Genomic DNA, 18197 nt, shown 5'->3' with positions numbered 1-18197 from the left:
GCATTCTGCCGGCAACTCTGGAGCAACAGGATGACTCCGGACTCCCAGCCACGCCGAACGGCCCCCTCTCCCTTCAGGGAGAGGGCTGGGGAGAGGGAAAGAAACCCCAACCCCACTCATAACCCCACCTTCCGCTCGATCCCCTTGTACACGGCCCCCTCACGCATCAACGCCAACAATTCTTCATTCGATAACGCCGGCCGCTCCCCCAGCAACGCCACCAGGTGCCCACAAAAAGCCGCACACCCCAGACTCGCTCCCGCCTGCCCGGCCACCCGCACGGCCGCCCCGAAATCCGCCTGCGCACTGCCCAGCCAGGACCACTCCCCCTCGCCACACCGCGCATCCCCGGTCACCCGCACCACCCCGGATAGGCCGCCGGAAACACCGGCTCGCCCCGCGCCGGGCTGGATGCGCAGACCAGCACCCCGGCCGCCACCAGCTCGGCCACCGCCTCACGCAGCAGAGGCCGGTCCTGGCGCACCCCCAGGCTCAGGTTGACCACGCGCACGCCCTGCCCGCCCAGCCACTGCAGCGCGGCGGCGATCTGCAACGGGCTGGTCACGCCGCGCCCGTCGAACACCTGGGCCACGCTGAAGCGCGCTTGCGGCGCGCGGAAAAGAATCGCCTGGATCACGGCCGAGCCATGGCCCAGGGCATCCGTCGCCAATGGCAGTCGGTCCAGTCCATCATCGGCCAGGCTGAAACGCTGGCCGGCCAGCACGACACCGGCCTGTACCTCGGTGTGGCCGCTATCGACCACGCCCACCCGGACCTCAGCCACCCTGCCCTCCCACGGCCACCAGCGGCACCTCGCGCACGCTCAGCCGGCCGTCCTGCAGCTCCAGGCGCAGGTCGGCCTCGGCCAGGGTCGAGGGACGGTGGCTGACGAGGATGCGGGTGCGCCCGGCGAACAGCCGGTCGATGGCGGCTATCACTTCGCGCTCGGTGCTTTCGTCCACCTGCGAGGTGGCTTCGTCGAGGATCAGCACCAGCGGGTCCTGCAGCAAGGCGCGGGCGATGGCGATGCGCTGCTTCTGCCCGCCGGAAAGCTGCTGGCCGCGCTCGCCCAGGGGGCTGTCGAGGCCCTCGGGCAGGCTGGCGACCAGGCCGTCCAGCTGGGCCAGGGTCGCCACCCTTTCGATCTCTTCGCGGCTGACGTGGGGCGCGCTGTACGACAGGTTGTCGGCCAGGCTGCCGCGGAACAGCACCAGCTCCTGGCTGACCACGGCGATGCGCCGGCGCAGCTCGAACAGGTCCAGCTCGCGCAGGTCCACGCCGTCGAGCAGGATGCGCCCCTGGTCCGGGTCGTAGAAGCGTTGCAGCAGGTCGGTCAGGGTCGACTTGCCGACGCCCGACGGCCCGCTCAGGGCCACCTTGCGTCCGGCCGGGATGCAGGCGTCCACGCCCTCCAGCAGCGGCTGGCTGCGGCCGGCGTGGTTGAAGCTCACGCCCTCCAGGCGCAGCTCGCCGACGCTCGGCATCGGCCTGGGCTGCGCCGGCGACGCCACGCCCGGCGCCTCGCCGCGCAGCTCCATCACCCGGCCCAGGCTGACGGTCATGCGCTGCAGCGCCACGTACAGGCCGAGCAGGCTCTGCACCGGGCCGATGGCCATGCCCAGGTAGGTGGAGAAGGCGATCAGCGAGCCCAGCTGCCAGGTGCCCTGCACCACCCAGTAGCCGCCAACCAGGAAGGCGCAGGCGCGCGACAGCGACATCAGCGTCCCCGGCAGCGCCTGGGTGAAGAACTCGGTGACCTGCAGGCGCAGCAGCTGGCCCAGGTAGCCCTGCCCGAGGCCCTCCAGGCGCCGCGCCTCGCGGCCCTGCTGGCCGGCGGACTGGATGAACTTCATCGCCGGCAGGGTCTCGACGAAGAACGACGACAGGTCCGCCGAGCGCTCGCGCAGCTGGCGCGCCTCGCGCTCCACCTTCTTGCGCATCCAGCGCAGCCAGAGCACGTCCAGCGGGATCAGCACGGCCACCAGCAGCGACAGCTTCCAGCTCAGCGTCAGCAGCAGCGCCAGCGAGCCGACCAGGCCGATCACCGCGGACACCGCGGAGAACAGCGAGTCCACGGCGAAGCGCTGGATCTCGGCGACGTCGCCGTCCAGCCGCGACATCAGGTCGCCGATGCGGCGGCGCGCGAAGAAGGTCGGCGAGAGGCTCTGCAGGTGGCGGTACAGCGCGTCGCGCAGGGCGAACAGGATGCGCCCGGACAGGCGCGTGTGCAGGTAGCGGTTGAGCCCCGAGAGGACCGTGCCCACCAGCCCGATCACGATCATCGCCCCGGCCAGCAGCGCCAGCATGGGGAAGTCGCGGGCCAGCAGGCCGTCGTCGATCAGCAGCTTGGTCAGCCAGGGTTGCGCCAGCGCCAGCAGCGAGGCGCACAGGGCCAGGCCGAGCAGGCCGAGGATGGCCAGGCGCTGCGGGCGGACGAAGCCGTACAGCCAGTGCAGCGCGTCCTTGAGGGCCTTGGGGTCGTCGCTGTCGATCAGGCGGGTGAAGAACATCAGCCGCCCTTCAGTTGCTTGAGCTTGCGGTACAGGGTGGCGCGGCTGATACCCAGCGCGTCGGCCGCCGCCGAGACGTTGCCCTGGTGGCGGTCCAGGGCCTGGCGGATCAGCTCCATCTCGGTCTCGCGGATGCGCCCGCAGGGCTGCCGCTCGCCGGCGGCGAGCTCTTCCAGGGTGCTGTCGGGCAGGTGTTCCAGGCCCAGCGTGGCCTCGCCTTCCTCACGCATGGCCAGGGCGGTGCGCAGGACCATCTCCAGCTGGCGGATGTTGCCCGGCCAGTGGTAGTCGGCCAGCAGCGCGAAGAGTTCGTCGTCCAGGCGCACCCCGGGAGCGCCCAGCTTGGCCAGCAGGCCCTGGGCCAGCTCGCCGAGGTCGTCGCGCTCGCGCAATGCCGGCAGGCGCACGCTGATGCCGTTGACGCGGTAGTAGAGGTCCTCGCGGAACTGCTTCTCTTCCACCTGGCGCTTGAGGTCGCGGTGGGTGGCGCAGATCAGCGCCACGTCGATGTCCTGCTCCTCGCCCGCGCCCAGCGGCGCCACCTTGCGCTCCTGCAGCACGCGCAGCAGCCGCGCCTGCAGGGCCAGGGGCATGTCGCCGATCTCGTCGAGGAACAGGGTGCCGCCGTGGGCCTGCTGCAGCCGGCCGACCATGCCGCCGCGGCGCGAGCCGGTGAAGGCGCCCTCGCGGTAGCCGAACAGTTCGGATTCGATCAGGCCTTCGGGGATGGCCGCGCAGTTCACCGCGATGAACGGCTTGCCGGCCCGCGCACTGCCCTGGTGCAGGGCGCGCGCCACCACCTCCTTGCCGCTGCCGGTCTCGCCCAGCAGCAGCACCGGCAACTCGTTCAGCAGGCCCTGGCGGGCCATGCGCAGGGCGCGGGCGTAGCGCGGGTTGCCGCCAGCCAGGGCCTCCAGGTCCGGCGCGGCCGGGGCCGGGCGCTGCGGCTGGCGCGCCGGCACCGACACCGCGGTGCTGCGCAGCGGCGCCTGCAGCACCTTGTAGAAGAACTCGCCCTTGGCCGTCTGCAGGCTGCCCAGGGCGCCGGGCTGCAGGCGCGCCAGCAGCTGTTCGCCGCGGGCACCCAGCAGGTCCTCGCAGCGGCGCCCTATCAGTACCTCGCGGGCGGCGCCGAGCAGTTGGCAGGCCGGTGTGCTGAGGGCCAGGATGCGGCCCTCCAGGCTCAGCGCCAGCAGGCCCTGCCAGGGCGAATCCAGGTACTGGCGGCGGCTGTGGAAGGACAGCACCACCTGCCCCGGGAAGCTGGCGGCGAACAGCCGTTCCTCGATCTGCACCGCGGCGCGGTTGAGCAGGCTGAGGCTTTCCACCGGGCCGGCCAGGGGGCCTTCGCGGGTCAGGTCGAGCACCCCGAGCAGCGTGCCCTGCGGGCAGCTGATGGGCACCGAGGTGCAGGAGAAGCGGCTGAGGCGTTCCAGGTAGTGCTCGCCGCAGTCGATCTGGGTGGCGCGCCCTTCCACCAGGGCGGTGCCCAGGGCGTTGGTGCCGCGCGCGGCCTCGCTCCAGCAGGCGCCCAGGGTGATGTCTTCCAGGCCGATGCGGCGCAGGCGCTCGTGGGCGCCGGCCACCGAGACGATGGTGGCGTCGGCGTTGGCCAGGATCACCAGGGCGTCGTGGCCCTGGCGCTGGCGCAGGAAATCCAGCTCGGGGGTGGCGGCGTCGAGCAGCAGGCGGTTGTTCTCCAGCAGCAGCTCGATGCCGGCGCGGTTGTCCAGCTCCTGGTCGTTGGCGCCGCCGCAATCCAGGCCGTGGCCCAGGCTGCGCCGCCAGGAGGCGTCGATTTCCTCGCGCAGCACGCCGGCGGGTAGCTCGCCCTCGCGCTGCAGGCGTTCACGGGCCCGGTGGGCCTCGCGCAGCAGGTCGCTGCCTATTGTTCTTGTCATGTCGATCTCGGCTCCGCTTGTCCGCGCAGTGCATGGCCGCGCGGGACGCTCAGGCTGGTCAGGGACTGTCTACACCCGTCCTCCCCTTGAGTAAAGAGGACGCTCGGTTGCCCGGCAACGCACGCAATTAGCGGGCCAGCCGGCTTGAGGCGAAGTGATTGACAGCCCCTCGACGCAGGTTTACGTTAACGTAAAGGTAAACAAACGAGCAAGCCCGATGCCGACCACCTACAGCATTTCCGACCTGGCCCGCGAACTGGACGTGACCACCCGCGCCATCCGCTTCTACGAGGAGCAGGGCATGCTCAGCCCGGAGCGCCGCGGCCAGGAGCGCATCTACAGCCCCAAGGACCTGGTGGCGCTGAAGCTGATCCTGCGCGGCAAGCGCATCGGCTTCTCGCTGGCCGAGTGCAAGGAGCTGATCGACCTCTACGACCCCAGCAGCGGCAACCGCAAGCAGCTCGAGACCTTCATGGGCAAGATCGCCGCGCGCCGCGCGCAGCTGGAGCAGCAGCTGCTCGACATCGAGCAGATGAAGCTGGAACTGGACACGGCCGAGGAACGCTGCCTGGCGGCCCTGGCCGAGACCGAGAAGAAACAGCGCGCCAACGCCTGACGCGCCCTACCCCGCATTCCAAGTACAACAAAGGTGCAACCATGAGCTACCCGTCCCTCAACTTCGGCCTCGGCGAAACCATCGACATGCTCCGCGAGCAGGTGCAGGGCTTCGTCGCCAGCGAACTGGCCCCGCGCGCCGCGCAGATCGACGCCGACAACCTGTTCCCCGTGGACATGTGGAAGAAGTTCGGCGACATGGGCCTGCTCGGCATCACCGTCGCCGAGGAATACGGCGGCGCCAACATGGGCTACCTGGCCCACGTCATCGCCATCGAGGAGATCAGCCGCGGTTCGGCTTCCGTCGGCCTGTCCTACGGCGCGCATTCCAACCTGTGCGTCAACCAGATCAAGCGCAACGGCAACGCCGAGCAGAAGGCCAAGTACCTGCCCAAGCTGATCAGCGGCGAGCACATAGGCGCGCTGGCCATGAGCGAGCCCAACGCCGGTTCCGACGTGGTGTCCATGAAGCTGCGCGCCGAGAAGCGCGGCGACCGCTTCGTGCTCAACGGCAGCAAGACCTGGATCACCAACGGCCCGGACGCCAACACCTACGTGATCTACGCCAAGACCGAGCCGGAAAAGGGCGCCCACGGCATCACCGCGTTCATCGTCGAGCGTGACTGGAAGGGCTTCAGCCGTGGCAACAAGTTCGACAAGCTGGGCATGCGCGGCTCGAACACCTGCGAGCTGTTCTTCGACGACGTGGAAGTGCCGGAAGAGAACGTCCTGGGCGCGGTCAACGGCGGCGTGAAGGTGCTGATGAGCGGCCTGGACTACGAGCGCGTGGTGCTCGCCGGCGGCCCGATCGGCATCATGCAGGCGTGCATGGACGTGGTCGTGCCCTACATCCACGACCGCAAGCAGTTCGGCCAGAGCATCGGCGAGTTCCAGCTGATCCAGGGCAAGGTCGCCGACATGTACACCCAGCTCAACGCCAGCCGCGCCTACCTGTACGCGGTGGCCCAGGCCTGCGACCGCGGCGAGACCACCCGCAAGGACGCCGCCGGGGTGATCCTCTACACCGCCGAGCGCGCGACGCAAATGGCCCTGGACGCCATCCAGATCCTCGGCGGCAACGGCTACATCAACGAGTTCCCCACCGGCCGCCTGCTGCGCGACGCCAAGCTCTACGAGATCGGCGCCGGCACCAGCGAAATCCGCCGCATGCTGATCGGCCGCGAGCTGTTCAACGAAACGAAATAACAGCGGCTACAGGCGGCAGGCTACAGGCTTCAGGCCGGCCCGCCGCTTGCAGCCTGAAGCCTGTAGCCCGGACGGAGTCCGTGATGACCATCCTTAGCACCCAGATCAATACGCGCTCTCCTGAATACGCCGCCAACGCCGCGACCATGCTGGAGAGCGTCCAGGACCTGCGCGCCCTGCTCGGCCGCGTCCACGAAGGCGGCGGCGCCGCCGCGCAGGCCAAGCACAGCGCGCGCGGCAAGCTGCTGGTGCGCGAGCGCATCAACCGCCTGCTCGATGCCGGCTCGCCGTTCCTCGAGGTTTCCGCCCTTGCCGCCCACGGGGTTTACGGCGAAGACGTGGCCGCCGCCGGCGTGGTCGCCGGCATCGGCCGCGTGGAAGGCGTGGAATGCATGATCGTCGGCAACGACGCCACGGTGAAAGGCGGCAGCTACTACCCGCTGACCGTGAAGAAGCACCTGCGCGCCCAGGCCATCGCCCAGCAGAACCGCCTGCCGTGCATCTACCTGGTGGACTCCGGCGGCGCCAACCTGCCGCGCCAGGACGAGGTGTTCCCGGACCGCGAACACTTCGGGCGGATCTTCTTCAACCAGGCCAACATGAGCGCCCAGGGCATCCCGCAGATCGCCGTGGTGATGGGCTCGTGCACCGCCGGCGGCGCCTATGTGCCGGCCATGAGCGACGAGACCATCATGGTCCGCGAGCAGGCCACCATCTTCCTCGCTGGCCCGCCGCTGGTGAAGGCCGCCACGGGTGAAGTGGTCAGCGCCGAGGACCTCGGCGGCGCCGACGTGCACTGCAAGACCAGCGGCGTGGCCGACCACTACGCCGAGGACGACGAGCACGCCCTGGCCATCGCCCGCCGCTGCATCGCCAACCTCAACTGGAGCAAGCAGGGCAAGCTCAACACCCTGCCCCCGCGCGCGCCGCTGTACCCCGCCGAGGAGCTGTACGGGGTGATCCCGGTGGACAGCAAGCAGCCGTTCGACGTGCGCGAGATCATCGCCCGCCTGGTGGACGGCAGCGAGTTCGACGAGTTCAAGGCGCTGTTCGGCACCACCCTGGTGTGCGGCTTCGCCCACCTGCACGGTTACCCCATCGCCATCCTCGCCAACAACGGCATCCTCTTCGCCGAGGCCGCGCAGAAAGGCGCGCACTTCATCGAACTGGCCTGCCAGCGCGGCATCCCGCTGCTGTTCCTGCAGAACATCACCGGCTTCATGGTCGGCCAGAAGTACGAGGCCGGCGGCATCGCCAAGCACGGCGCCAAGCTGGTGACGGCAGTAGCCTGCGCCCAGGTGCCGAAGTTCACCGTGATCATCGGCGGCAGCTTCGGCGCCGGCAACTACGGCATGTGCGGCCGCGCCTACGACCCGCGCTTCCTGTGGATGTGGCCCAACGCGCGGATCGGCGTGATGGGCGGCGAGCAGGCCGCCGGCGTGCTGGCCCAGGTCAAGCGCGAACAGGCCGAACGCGCCGGCAACGCGCTGAGTGCCGAGGACGAGGCAAAGATCAAGGCGCCTATCCTCGAGCAGTACGAGCGCCAGGGCCACCCCTACTACTCCAGCGCGCGGCTGTGGGACGACGGCGTGATCGACCCGGCGCAGACCCGCGAGGTCCTCGCCCTGGCTCTCTCCGCCTCGCTCAACGCGCCCATCGAGCCGACCAGATTCGGCGTATTCAGGATGTAAGCGGCGGCAGGCTACAGGCTGCAGGCCGCAGGCGAGAGCGCTCTTGCCTGCAGCCTGTAGCCTGCGGCCTGCAGCCCAAGAGGCCCTTATGACTACTTTTGAAAACATCCAGCTCGACATCGACGACCGTGGCGTGGCCAGCCTCTGGCTGAACCGTCCGGACAAGAACAACGCCTTCAACGCCCAGACCATCGCCGAGCTGATCCAGGCGTTGGATCAAGTGGCCGACGATGCCGACGTGCGCCTGCTGGTGCTGCGCGGGCGCGGCAAGCACTTCTGCGGCGGCGCCGACCTGGCCTGGATGCAGGAGGCGGTGAAGCTCGACTACCAGGGCAACCTGGCCGACGCCCAGCAACTGGCCGAGCTGCTGAACAACCTGCACCTGCTGAAGAAACCGACCCTGGCCGTGGTCCAGGGCGCGGCCTTCGGCGGCGGCGTGGGCCTGGTGGCCTGCTGCGACATGGCCCTGGGCAGCGAGCAGGCGCAGTTCTGCCTGTCCGAAGTGCGCATCGGGCTGATCCCGGCGACCATCGGGCCCTTCGTCACCAAGGCCATCGGCCAGCGCGCGGCCACCCGCTACGCGCTCACCGCCGAGCGCTTCGACGGCAAGCGCGCCCGCGAACTGGGCCTGCTGGACGAGTGCTACGGCGCCGAGGAACTGGACGAGAAGGTCGAGGCCTGGATCGCCAACCTGCTGAACAACAGCCCGGCCGCGCTGGTGGCCTGCAAGGCGCTGTTCCAGGAAATCGGCAGCGGCGAGCTGAGCCCCACCCTGCGCCGCTACACCGAAGCCGCCATCGCCCGCATCCGCATCAGCCCCGAGGGCCAGGAAGGCCTGCACGCCTTCCTCGAGAAGCGCAAGCCGGCCTGGCAGAAGAGCAGCTAGAAGCTTTAAGCCGCAAGCCCCGAGCGGTTTGCGGCCCTCCAACGGAGCAGAACAATGATTACAACGCTACTGATTGCCAACCGCGGCGAGATCGCCTGCCGGGTGATGCGCACCGCCAAGGCCCTGGGCCTGACCACCGTGGCCGTGCACAGCGCCACCGACCGCCACGCCCGCCACGTCGAGGAGGCGGACATCGCCATCGACCTGGGCGGCGCCAAGCCGGCCGAATCCTACCTGCGCGCCGACGCCGTGCTGGCCGCGGCCAAGGCCGCCGGGGCCCAGGCCATCCACCCCGGCTACGGCTTCCTCTCGGAGAACGCCGGCTTCGCCCGCGCCTGCGAAGAGGCCGGGCTGGTGTTCCTCGGCCCGCCGGCCAGCGCCATCGACGCCATGGGCAGCAAGTCCGCGGCCAAGGCGCTGATGGAAGACGCCGGCGTGCCGCTGGTGCCCGGCTACCACGGCGAGGCCCAGGACTACGCCACCTTCCAGCGCGAGGCCGCGCGCATCGGCTACCCGGTGCTGCTCAAGGCCGCCGCCGGCGGTGGCGGCAAGGGCATGAAGGTGGTGGAACGCGAAAGCGAGCTGGCCGAGGCCCTGGAGTCCGCCCAGCGCGAAGCGCAGTCCGGCTTCGGCGACGCGCGCATGCTGGTGGAGAAATACCTGACCAAGCCGCGCCACGTGGAAATCCAGGTGTTCGCCGACAAGCACGGCAACTGCCTGTACCTCAACGAGCGCGACTGCTCGATCCAGCGCCGCCACCAGAAGGTGGTCGAGGAAGCCCCCGCCCCCGGCCTTTCCGCCGAGCTGCGCCGCGGCATGGGCGAGGCCGCCGTGCGCGCCGCCCAGGCCATCGGCTACGTCGGCGCCGGCACCGTGGAGTTCCTCTACGACGAAGGCAGCGGCCAGTTCTTCTTCATGGAAATGAACACCCGCCTGCAGGTGGAGCACCCGGTCACCGAAGCCATCACCGGCCTCGACCTGGTGGCCTGGCAGATCCGCGTGGCCCGTGGCGAAACGCTGCCGATCACCCAGGAGCAAGTGCCGCTGAACGGCCACGCCATCGAAGTGCGGCTCTACGCCGAGGACCCGGAGGGTGGTTTCCTGCCCGCCAGCGGCCACCTGGCGCTGTACCGCGAACCGCCGGCCGGCCCCGGCCGCCGGGTGGACAGCGGCATCCGCGAGGGCGACGACATCTCGCCGTTCTACGACCCCATGCTGGCCAAGCTGATCGCCTGGGGCGAGAACCGCGAGGAAGCCCGCCAGCGCCTGCTGTCGATGCTCGCCGAAACCGCCGTGGGCGGCTTCAAGACCAACCTGGCGTTCCTCCGCCGCGTGCTGGCCCACCCGGCCTTCGCCGCCGCCGAGCTGGACACCGGCTTCATCGGCCGCCACCAGGAGCAACTGCTGCCGGCCACGAGCGAGCTGCCGCCGCAGTTCTGGCAACTGGCCGCCGAGGCCTGGGCGCAGAGCGAGGCCGAGCGCGTGCGCGGCGACGACGCCCACTCGCCGTGGAGCGCCCGCGACGGCTGGCGCAGCGGCCTGCCGGGGGAAACCGACCTGCACCTGCTGGCCAAGGGCGAAGCCCAGGTGGTGCGCCTGCGCCACGCCAATGGCGTGCGCGGCGCAACGCTGAAGGGCGAATGGCTGGAAGTGGACATCGAAGGCGTTCGCCGCCGCCACCTGGCCCTGCGCCAGGGCGACAGCCTGTACCTGGAATGGCAGGGCGAACTGGTGCCGGTGCGCCGCTACGACGCCATCGCCGAGGCCGAGGCGGCCCACGCCCACCACGGCGGCCTGGGCGCGCCGATGAACGGCAGCATCGTGCGCATCCTGGTCGAACCCGGGCAAATGGTGGAAGCCGGCGCCGCCCTGGTGGTGCTGGAAGCGATGAAGATGGAACACAGCATTCGCGCGCCGCACGCCGGCGTGGTGAAATCGCTGTATTGCAGCGAAGGCGAACTGGTGGCCGAGGGTACGGCGCTGGTGGAGTTGGAAGAAACCCCGGCATAAAGCCCCCGCCCGGCTCTTCGTAGGAGCGAGCTTGCTCGCGAACGCATTGCACCATGAACGTCCGGTGCGAAGCGGGTTCGCGAGCAAGCTCGCTCCTACAAGAGCAACTGCCCTTCGCCTGAACCTCAAGAGGACAACCCCATGCCCCTGCCCCAACACGTCCGCCTGGTCGAAGTCGGCCCGCGCGACGGCCTGCAGAACGAGAAACAGCCGATCAGCGTCGCCGACAAGGTGCGCCTGGTGGACGACCTGAGCACCGCCGGCCTGGCCTACGTCGAGGTCGGCAGCTTCGTCTCGCCCAAATGGGTGCCGCAGATGGCCGGCTCCGCCGAGGTGTTCGCCGGCATCCAGCAGAAGCCCGGAGTGACCTACGCCGCCCTGGCGCCCAACCTCAAGGGTTTCGAGGCCGCGCTGGAGGCCGGGGTGAAGGAAGTCGCGGTGTTCGCCGCCGCTTCCGAGGCCTTCTCGCAGAAGAACATCAACTGCTCGATCAAGGAGAGCCTGGAGCGCTTCGTGCCGGTGATGGACGCCGCCCGCGAGCACGGCATCCGCGTGCGCGGCTACGTCTCCTGCGTGCTCGGCTGCCCGTACCAGGGCGAGGTGGACATGCAGCAGGTGGCCGCCGTGGCCGCCGAGCTGGACGCCATGGGCTGCTATGAGGTCTCCCTGGGCGACACCATCGGCGTCGGCACCGCCGGCGCCACCCGCGCCATGTTCGAAGTAGTCGGCGCCCGCGTGCCCCGCGAGCGCCTGGCCGGGCACTTCCACGACACCTACGGCCAGGCCCTGGCGAACATCTACGCAAGCCTGCTGGAAGGCATCGCGGTGTTCGACAGCTCGGTCGCAGGCCTGGGCGGCTGCCCCTACGCCAAGGGCGCCACCGGCAACGTGGCCACCGAGGACGTGCTCTACCTGCTGAACGGCCTGGGCATCCATACCGGCATCGACCTCGACGCCCTGATCGCCGCCGGCCAGCGCATCTGCGCGGTGCTCGGCAAGGAAAACGGTTCGCGCGTGGCCCGCGCCCGCCTGGCCAAGGCCTGACCCCGCGCCACTATTGCTCTTCGTAGGATGGGTTGAGCGATACCCATGCGGTCGTGGCGATGGGTATCGCTTCGCTCAACCCATCCTACGGCGGCTCCCCTACGGCCTGAAACCCGACCCGTTCTTCGTAGGAGCGAGCTTGCTCGCGAACCCGCTTGGCACCTTGCCTACCAGGGGAAGAGCGTTCGCGAGCAAGCTCGCTCCTACAGGGTTTCGGCGCAGCCGATAGCAGAAAATCCCCCATCGATTGATACGGATAATGCAACAGGGTTTATCACTGGCCGTGATAATAAGAATGCTCCCGTTCGATTAGCGACTTAGAGGCTTCGAACGCAGACTCCGCTGCATTAGATCAAAAATGCCGGAGTCTTCCCCATGGAGCGTTCACCCCACCCCTTGCGTATTCCCCTGGCACTGGCCGCCATCCTGGTGCTCAGCGCCTGCGGCAAGACCCAGGACGCCGCGCAGAACATGCCCGCGCCCAAGGTCAGCGTCGCCGAAGTCATCGAACAACCGGTCAACGAGTGGGACGAGTTCACCGGCCGCCTGGAGGCGCCGGAATCCGTCGAGCTGCGCCCGCGCGTCTCCGGCTACATCGACAAGGTGACCTTCCGCGAAGGCGCCCTGGTGAAGAAAGGCGACCTGCTGTTCCAGATCGACCCGCGGCCGTTCCTGGCCGAGGTGCACCGCCTGGAAGCCCAGCTGCAACAGGCCCGCGCCAACCAGACCCGCACCGTCAACGAAGCCGCCCGCGGTGACCGCCTGCGCGCCACCAACGCCATCTCCGCCGAGCTGGCCGACGCCCGCAGCGCCGCCGCCACCGAAGCCCGCGCCCAGGTCGCCGCGACCCAGGCCGAGCTGGACAATGCCAAGCTGAACCTGTCGTTCACCCAGATCACCGCGCCCATCGACGGCCGCGTGTCACGCGCCGAAATCACCGCCGGCAACCTGGTCAACTCCGGCCAGACCCTGCTCACCAGCGTGGTTTCCACCGACAAGGTCTACGCCTACTTCGACGCCGACGAGCGCGTGTACCTGAAGTACGTGGCCATGGCCCGCGCCGGCGGCCCGGACGCCCGCGGCAGCACCCCGGTGTACCTGGGCCTGACCGGCGAGGACGGCTTCCCGCACCTGGGCCGCCTGGACTTCCTCGACAACCAGGTCAACCCGAAGACCGGCACCATCCGCGGCCGCGCGGTGTTCGACAACAAGGACGGCTTCTACACCCCCGGCCTCTATGCCCGCATCAAGCTGGTCGGCTCCGGCACCTACCCGGCGGCGCTGATCAAGGACGAGGCGGTCGGCACCGACCTGGGCAAGAAGTTCGTGCTGGTGCTGGGCGCCGACAAGAAGGTGGCCTACCGCAGCATCGAGCTGGGGCCGAAGCTGGAAGGCCTGCGCATCGTCCGCAGCGGCCTGGCCAAGGGCGATCGCATCGTGGTCAACGGCCTGCAGCGCGTGCGCCCCGGCGCCGAGGTGGATGCCGAGGGCGTGCCCATGGCCAGCCCGGCCACCCTCGCCGCCCTCGCCCGCTCGCGCCAGGCGGTGGAAGACAGCGAGCCGCCGAAGGTGGCCGAGCAGTCGCCGGGAAAGCCCAACCGCGGCTGACCGCAACCCGCCCCTGAGCGGGGCCAAGAAAGAGAACGCAGTACCCGGCCCTGGCCCCACCCAGGGCCGCGGGTGACCTTTGTCCAGGGTTTAGCGCGTCGCGCTCCAGGAACGAACCATGAACTTCTCGCAATTCTTCGTGCAGCGGCCGATCTTCGCCGCCGTGCTCTCGCTGATCATCCTGATCGGCGGGGCCATCTCGCTGTTCCAGCTACCGATCAGCGAATACCCCGAAGTGGTGCCGCCCACCGTGGTGGTGCGCGCCAACTTCCCCGGCGCCAACCCCAAGGTGATCGGCGAGACCGTCGCCGCGCCCCTGGAGCAGGCCATCACCGGCGTCGAGAACATGCTCTACATGTCCTCGCAGTCCACCGCCGACGGCAAGATGACCCTGACCATCACCTTCGCCCTGGGCACCGACCTGGACAACGCCCAGGTGCAGGTGCAGAACCGCGTGACGCGGACCGAGCCGAAGCTGCCCGAAGAGGTCACCCACATCGGCATCACCGTCGACAAGGCCTCGCCCGACCTGACCATGGTCGTGCACCTGACCTCGCCGGACCAGCGCTACGACATGCTCTACCTGTCCAACTACGCCATCCTCAACATCAAGGACGAGCTGGCGCGCCTGGACGGCGTGGGCGACGTACAGCTGTTCGGCATGGGCGACTACTCGCTGCGCGTGTGGCTGGACCCGAACAAGGTGGCCTCGCGCAACCTCACCGCCAGCGACGTGGTCGCGGCCATCCGCGAGCAGAACCGCCAGGTCGCCGCCGGCGCCCTGGGCGCGCCGCCCGCGCCCAACGCCACCAGCTTCCAGCTGTCGATCAACACCCAGGGCCGCCTGGTCAGCGAGGAAGAGTTCGAGAACATCATCATCCGCAGCGGTCCGGACGGCGAGATCACCCGGCTGAAGGACATCGCCCGCATCGAGCTGGGTTCCAGCCAGTACGCCCTGCGCTCGCTGCTGGACAACCAGCCGGCGGTGGCCATCCCGATCTTCCAGCGCCCCGGCTCCAACGCCATCGCCATCTCCAACGAGGTGCGGGCGAAGATGGCCGAGCTGAAGAAGGAATTCCCCAGGGCGTGGACTACTCCATCGTCTATGACCCGACCATCTTCGTCCGCGGCTCCATCGAGGCGGTGGTGCACACCCTGTTCGAAGCGCTGATCCTGGTGGTGCTGGTGGTGGTGCTGTTCCTGCAGACCTGGCGCGCCTCGATCATCCCGCTGGCCGCCGTGCCGGTGTCGCTGATCGGCACCTTCGCGGTGATGCACTTCTTCGGCTTCTCGCTCAACGCGCTGTCGCTGTTCGGCCTGGTGCTGGCCATCGGCATCGTGGTGGACGACGCCATCGTGGTGGTGGAGAACGTCGAACGCAACATCGGCCTGGGGCTCACGCCCATCGAGGCGACCAAGCGCGCCATGAAGGAAGTGACCGGACCGATCATCGCCACCGCCCTGGTGCTGTGCGCCGTGTTCGTGCCGACCGCGTTCATCTCCGGCCTCACCGGGCAGTTCTACCGGCAGTTCGCGCTGACCATCGCGATTTCCACGGTGATCTCCGCGTTCAACTCGCTGACCCTGTCGCCAGCGCTGGCCGCGGTGCTGCTCAAGGGCCACGACGAGCCCAAGGACCGCTTCTCGCGGATCCTCGACGCGCTGCTGGGCAGCTGGCTGTTCCGCCCGTTCAACCGCTTCTTCGACCGCGCCAGCCATGGCTACGTCGGCACCGTGACCCGCGTGCTGCGCGGCAGCTCCATCGCGCTGATCCTCTACGCCGGGCTGATCGGCCTGACCTACCTGGGCTTCTCCAGCACCCCCACCGGCTTCGTGCCGCAGCAGGACAAGCAGTACCTGGTGGCCTTCGCCCAGCTGCCCGACGCGGCCACCCTGGACCGCACCGAGGCGGTGATCAAGCGCATGTCGGAAATCGCCGGCAAGCACCCGGGCATCGAGCACACCGTGTCCTTCCCCGGCCTGTCGATCAACGGCTTCACCAACAGCCCCAACAGCGGCATCGTCTTCACCCCGCTGAAGGACTTCGACCAGCGCAAGGGCCCGGGCATGTCCGCCGGCGAGATCGCCGCCGAGCTGAACCAGGAATTCGCCGGCATCCAGGACGCCTACATCGCCATCTTCCCGCCGCCGCCGGTACAGGGCCTGGGAACCATCGGCGGCTTCCGGGTGCAGGTCGAGGACCGTGGCAGCCTGGGCTACGAGGAACTCTACAACCAGACCCAGAACGTCCTGGCCAAGGCCCGCGCGCTGCCCGAGCTGAACCCCATGTCGGTGTTCACCAGCTACCAGGTGAACGTGCCGCAGGTGGACGCCGCCATCGACCGCGAGAAGGCCAAGACCCACGGCGTGGCCATCAGCGACATCTTCGACACCCTGCAGGTGTACCTGGGCTCGCTGTACGCCAACGACTTCAACCGCTTCGGCCGCACCTACCAGGTCAACGTCCAGGCCGACCAGAACTTCCGCCTGGACCCGGAACAGATCGGCCAGCTGAAGGTGCGCAACAACCAGGGCGAAATGGTCCCGCTGGCCACCTTCATCAAGATCAGCGACACCTCCGGCCCCGACCGGGTGATGCACTACAACGGCTTCATCACCGCCGAGATCAACGGCGCCGCGGCCCCCGGCTACAGCTCCGGCCAGGCCGAGGCGGCGATGGAGAAACTGCTCAAGCAGGAACTGCCCAACGGCATGACCTACGAGTGGACCGACCTGACCTACCAGCAGATCCTCGCCGGCAACACCGCGGCCTTCGTGTTCCCGCTCTGCGTGCTCCTGGCCTTCCTGGTGCTGGCCGCGCTGTACGAAAGCTGGGGCCTGCCGCTGGCGGTGATCCTGATCGTGCCGATGACCCTGCTGTCGGCCATCGGCGGGGTGATAGTCGCCGGCGGCGACAACAACATCTTCACCCAGATCGGCCTGATCGTACTGGTGGGCCTGGCGTGCAAGAACGCCATCCTCATCGTCGAGTTCGCCAAGGACAAGCAGGAAGAAGGCATGGACCGCGTCAGCGCGGTGCTGGAAGCCTGCCGCCTGCGGCTGCGGCCGATCCTGATGACCTCCATCGCCTTCATCATGGGCGTGGTGCCGCTGGTGCTGTCCACCGGCGCCGGCGCCGAAATGCGCCACGCCATGGGCGTCGCGGTGTTCTCCGGGATGCTCGGGGTGACCTTCTTCGGCCTGCTGCTGACGCCGGTGTTCTACGTCCTCATCCGCCGCTTCATGGAAGCCCGTGAAGCGAAGAAACAAGCGCGCCTGACCCACGAGGCTCACCACGCATGAAACTGCAACTCTTCGCCCCGGCGCTGCTGGCCCTGAGCCTCAGCGCCTGCATGGTCGGCCCTGACTACAAACAGCCGGACACCGCGCCGGCCAAGCTCGACACCAGCGCCACGTCCTTCGACCGCAGCCGCTACGAAGACGCCTGGTGGAAACAGTTCGACGACCCGGTGCTGACCCAGCTGGTCGACCAGGCCCTGAAGGAAAACCGTGAGCTGCGCGTGGCCTACGACCGCGTGCTGGCCTCGCGGGCGATCCGCGACGACGTCTCCAACGACCGCTTCCCCACCGTGACCAGCCGGGTGTCCTCCGAGGTCGGCAAGGGCCAGGTGCCGGGGCAGACCGAGGACCGCGTCAACCAGGAGCGCTACGACCTGGGCCTGGACATGATCTGGGAAGTCGACCTGTTCGGCCGCGTGCGCCGCGAACTGGAATCGGCCGACGCCCAGAGCCAGGCCGCCCAGGCCGACCTGCAGCAGCTGCAGGTCAGCCTGATCGCCGAACTGGCCGACGCCTACGGGCAGTTGCGCGGCGCCCAGCTGCGCGAAGGCATCGCCCGCGACAACCTGAAGAACCAGCGCGAATCCCGCGACCTGACCATCCAGCTGCGCGACAACGGCGTGGGCAACGAACTCGACGTGCAGCGCGCCGAAGCGCGCCTGGCCGCCACCGAAGCCACCCTGCCGCAACTGCAGGCCGAGGAAGTGCGCCAGCGCAACCGCATCGCCACCCTCCTCGGCCAGCGTCCGGACCAGCTGAGCGTGGACCTGGCGCCCAAGCAGCTGCCGGCCATCGCCAAGGCCCTGCCGATCGGCGACCCGGGCGACCTGCTGCGCCGCCGCGCCGACGTCGCCGCCGCCGAACGGCGCCTGGCCGCGGCCACCGCCGATGTCGGCGTGGCCACCGCGGACCTGTTCCCCCGCGTGAGCCTTGGCGGCTTCCTCGGCTACACCGCCGGGCGCGGTTCGCAGATAGGCTCCGGCGCCGCCCGCGCCTGGGGCGTGTCGCCGACCATCAGCTGGGCGGCCTTCGACCTGGGCAGCGTGCGCGCCCGCCTGCGCGCCTCCAAGGCCGACGCCGACGCAGCGCTCGCCACCTACGAGCAGCAGGTGCTGCTGGCCCTGGAAGAATCCTCCAACGCCTTCAGCGACTACGGCAAGCGCCAGCAGCGCATGCTGGTGCTGGTGCGCCAGTCCGAGGCCAGCCGCAAGGCCGCCGAACTGGCCGGCGTGCAGTACCGCGAAGGCACCCTGGACTTCCTCAACCTGCTGGACGCCGAGCGCGAGCAACTGGCCGCCGAAGACGCCCAGGCGCTGGCCGAGGTCGACGTGTACCGCGGCATAGTCGCCATCTACAAGGCACTGGGGGCGGCTGGCAGCCACAGCCCCAGGCCTGAAGGTTCCTCCCTGGCCACTCTCCGGCCACT

The 18197-nt window shown here is 69.1% G+C and carries 9 protein-coding genes and 3 pseudogenes; 9 read left to right on the top strand and 3 right to left on the bottom strand.

Annotated elements, in window-relative coordinates; translation table 11 throughout:
• Positions 1 to 116: 116 nt before the first annotated feature.
• The 3 genes and pseudogenes from PKO50_RS13075 to PKO50_RS13065 form a co-directional block, all read right to left on the bottom strand.
• Positions 117 to 784, bottom strand: a pseudogene (locus PKO50_RS13075) (S8 family serine peptidase).
• Positions 777 to 2510: an ABC transporter ATP-binding protein gene (locus PKO50_RS13070; RefSeq protein WP_089391405.1), complete on the bottom strand. Its 1734-nt coding sequence runs from the start codon at positions 2508 to 2510 to the stop codon at positions 777 to 779. Before PKO50_RS13070 ends, PKO50_RS13075 begins: the two are co-directional and overlap by 8 nt.
• Positions 2510 to 4411, bottom strand: a complete 1902-nt coding sequence (locus PKO50_RS13065; protein WP_275629945.1) for a sigma-54-dependent Fis family transcriptional regulator — start codon at positions 4409 to 4411, stop codon at positions 2510 to 2512. Before PKO50_RS13065 ends, PKO50_RS13070 begins: the two co-directional genes overlap by 1 nt.
• A 217-nt stretch (positions 4412 to 4628) precedes the next feature.
• On the opposite strand from PKO50_RS13065, the gene PKO50_RS13060 reads away from it, so the two are divergent.
• The 9 genes and pseudogenes from PKO50_RS13060 (at position 4629) to PKO50_RS13020 (ending at position 18167) form a co-directional block, all read left to right on the top strand.
• Entirely contained in the window at positions 4629 to 5027 is a 399-nt protein-coding gene (locus tag PKO50_RS13060; RefSeq protein WP_275629944.1) for a MerR family DNA-binding transcriptional regulator, read from the top strand.
• 41 nt (positions 5028 to 5068) lie between these two features.
• Positions 5069 to 6232 (top strand): isovaleryl-CoA dehydrogenase, encoded by a 1164-nt coding sequence (locus PKO50_RS13055; RefSeq protein ID WP_109934452.1) that lies wholly within the window; start codon positions 5069 to 5071, stop codon positions 6230 to 6232.
• Between the two features lie 83 nt (positions 6233 to 6315).
• Complete coding sequence (locus tag PKO50_RS13050) at positions 6316 to 7923, top strand: carboxyl transferase domain-containing protein (RefSeq protein WP_275629943.1); 1608 nt, start codon at positions 6316 to 6318, stop codon at positions 7921 to 7923.
• Between the two features lie 88 nt (positions 7924 to 8011).
• The gene (locus PKO50_RS13045; RefSeq protein WP_275629942.1) at positions 8012 to 8809 is read left to right on the top strand and encodes a gamma-carboxygeranoyl-CoA hydratase; all 798 of its coding nucleotides are present in this window, start codon (positions 8012 to 8014) and stop codon (positions 8807 to 8809) included.
• Positions 8810 to 8863: 54 nt separating this feature from the next.
• Positions 8864 to 10819 carry an acetyl/propionyl/methylcrotonyl-CoA carboxylase subunit alpha gene (locus PKO50_RS13040; RefSeq protein WP_275629941.1) on the top strand — a complete coding sequence of 652 codons (1956 nt, stop codon included), beginning with the start codon at positions 8864 to 8866 and terminating at the stop codon, positions 10817 to 10819.
• Positions 10820 to 10960: 141 nt separating this feature from the next.
• On the top strand, positions 10961 to 11863 hold the full coding sequence (locus PKO50_RS13035) for a hydroxymethylglutaryl-CoA lyase (protein ID WP_275629940.1): 903 nt from the start codon (positions 10961 to 10963) through the stop codon (positions 11861 to 11863).
• A 375-nt stretch (positions 11864 to 12238) separates the two neighbouring features.
• Complete coding sequence (mexE, locus tag PKO50_RS13030; RefSeq protein WP_109934457.1) at positions 12239 to 13471, top strand: multidrug efflux RND transporter periplasmic adaptor subunit MexE; 1233 nt, start codon at positions 12239 to 12241, stop codon at positions 13469 to 13471.
• A gap of 118 nt (positions 13472 to 13589) precedes the next feature.
• Positions 13590 to 16774: pseudogene (locus PKO50_RS13025) on the top strand (efflux RND transporter permease subunit).
• Positions 16771 to 18167: pseudogene (locus PKO50_RS13020) on the top strand (TolC family protein). Before PKO50_RS13025 ends, PKO50_RS13020 begins: the two co-directional pseudogenes overlap by 4 nt.
• Positions 18168 to 18197: the final 30 nt, after the last annotated feature.

Source organism: Pseudomonas sp. 273, from assembly GCF_029201425.1.
Classification (GTDB): Bacteria; Pseudomonadota; Gammaproteobacteria; order Pseudomonadales; family Pseudomonadaceae; genus Pseudomonas; species Pseudomonas delhiensis.
The sequence above is the reverse complement of the archived record's forward strand: the minus strand, read 5'-3'. Positions and strand labels throughout refer to the sequence as shown.

What these genes read in the sequence shown, in the direction of transcription:
- PKO50_RS13055 (WP_109934452.1), top strand. Translation starts at nt 5,069, where the DNA reads ATGAGCTACCCGTCCCTCAACTTCGGCCTCGGCGAAACCATCGACATG.
- mexE (WP_109934457.1), top strand. Translation starts at nt 12,239, where the DNA reads ATGGAGCGTTCACCCCACCCCTTGCGTATTCCCCTGGCACTGGCCGCC.
- PKO50_RS13070 (WP_089391405.1), bottom strand. Translation starts at nt 2,510, where the DNA reads ATGTTCTTCACCCGCCTGATCGACAGCGACGACCCCAAGGCCCTCAAG.
- PKO50_RS13065 (WP_275629945.1), bottom strand. Translation starts at nt 4,411, where the DNA reads ATGACAAGAACAATAGGCAGCGACCTGCTGCGCGAGGCCCACCGGGCC.
- PKO50_RS13040 (WP_275629941.1), top strand. Translation starts at nt 8,864, where the DNA reads ATGATTACAACGCTACTGATTGCCAACCGCGGCGAGATCGCCTGCCGG.
- PKO50_RS13060 (WP_275629944.1), top strand. Translation starts at nt 4,629, where the DNA reads ATGCCGACCACCTACAGCATTTCCGACCTGGCCCGCGAACTGGACGTG.
- PKO50_RS13045 (WP_275629942.1), top strand. Translation starts at nt 8,012, where the DNA reads ATGACTACTTTTGAAAACATCCAGCTCGACATCGACGACCGTGGCGTG.
- PKO50_RS13035 (WP_275629940.1), top strand. Translation starts at nt 10,961, where the DNA reads ATGCCCCTGCCCCAACACGTCCGCCTGGTCGAAGTCGGCCCGCGCGAC.
- PKO50_RS13050 (WP_275629943.1), top strand. Translation starts at nt 6,316, where the DNA reads ATGACCATCCTTAGCACCCAGATCAATACGCGCTCTCCTGAATACGCC.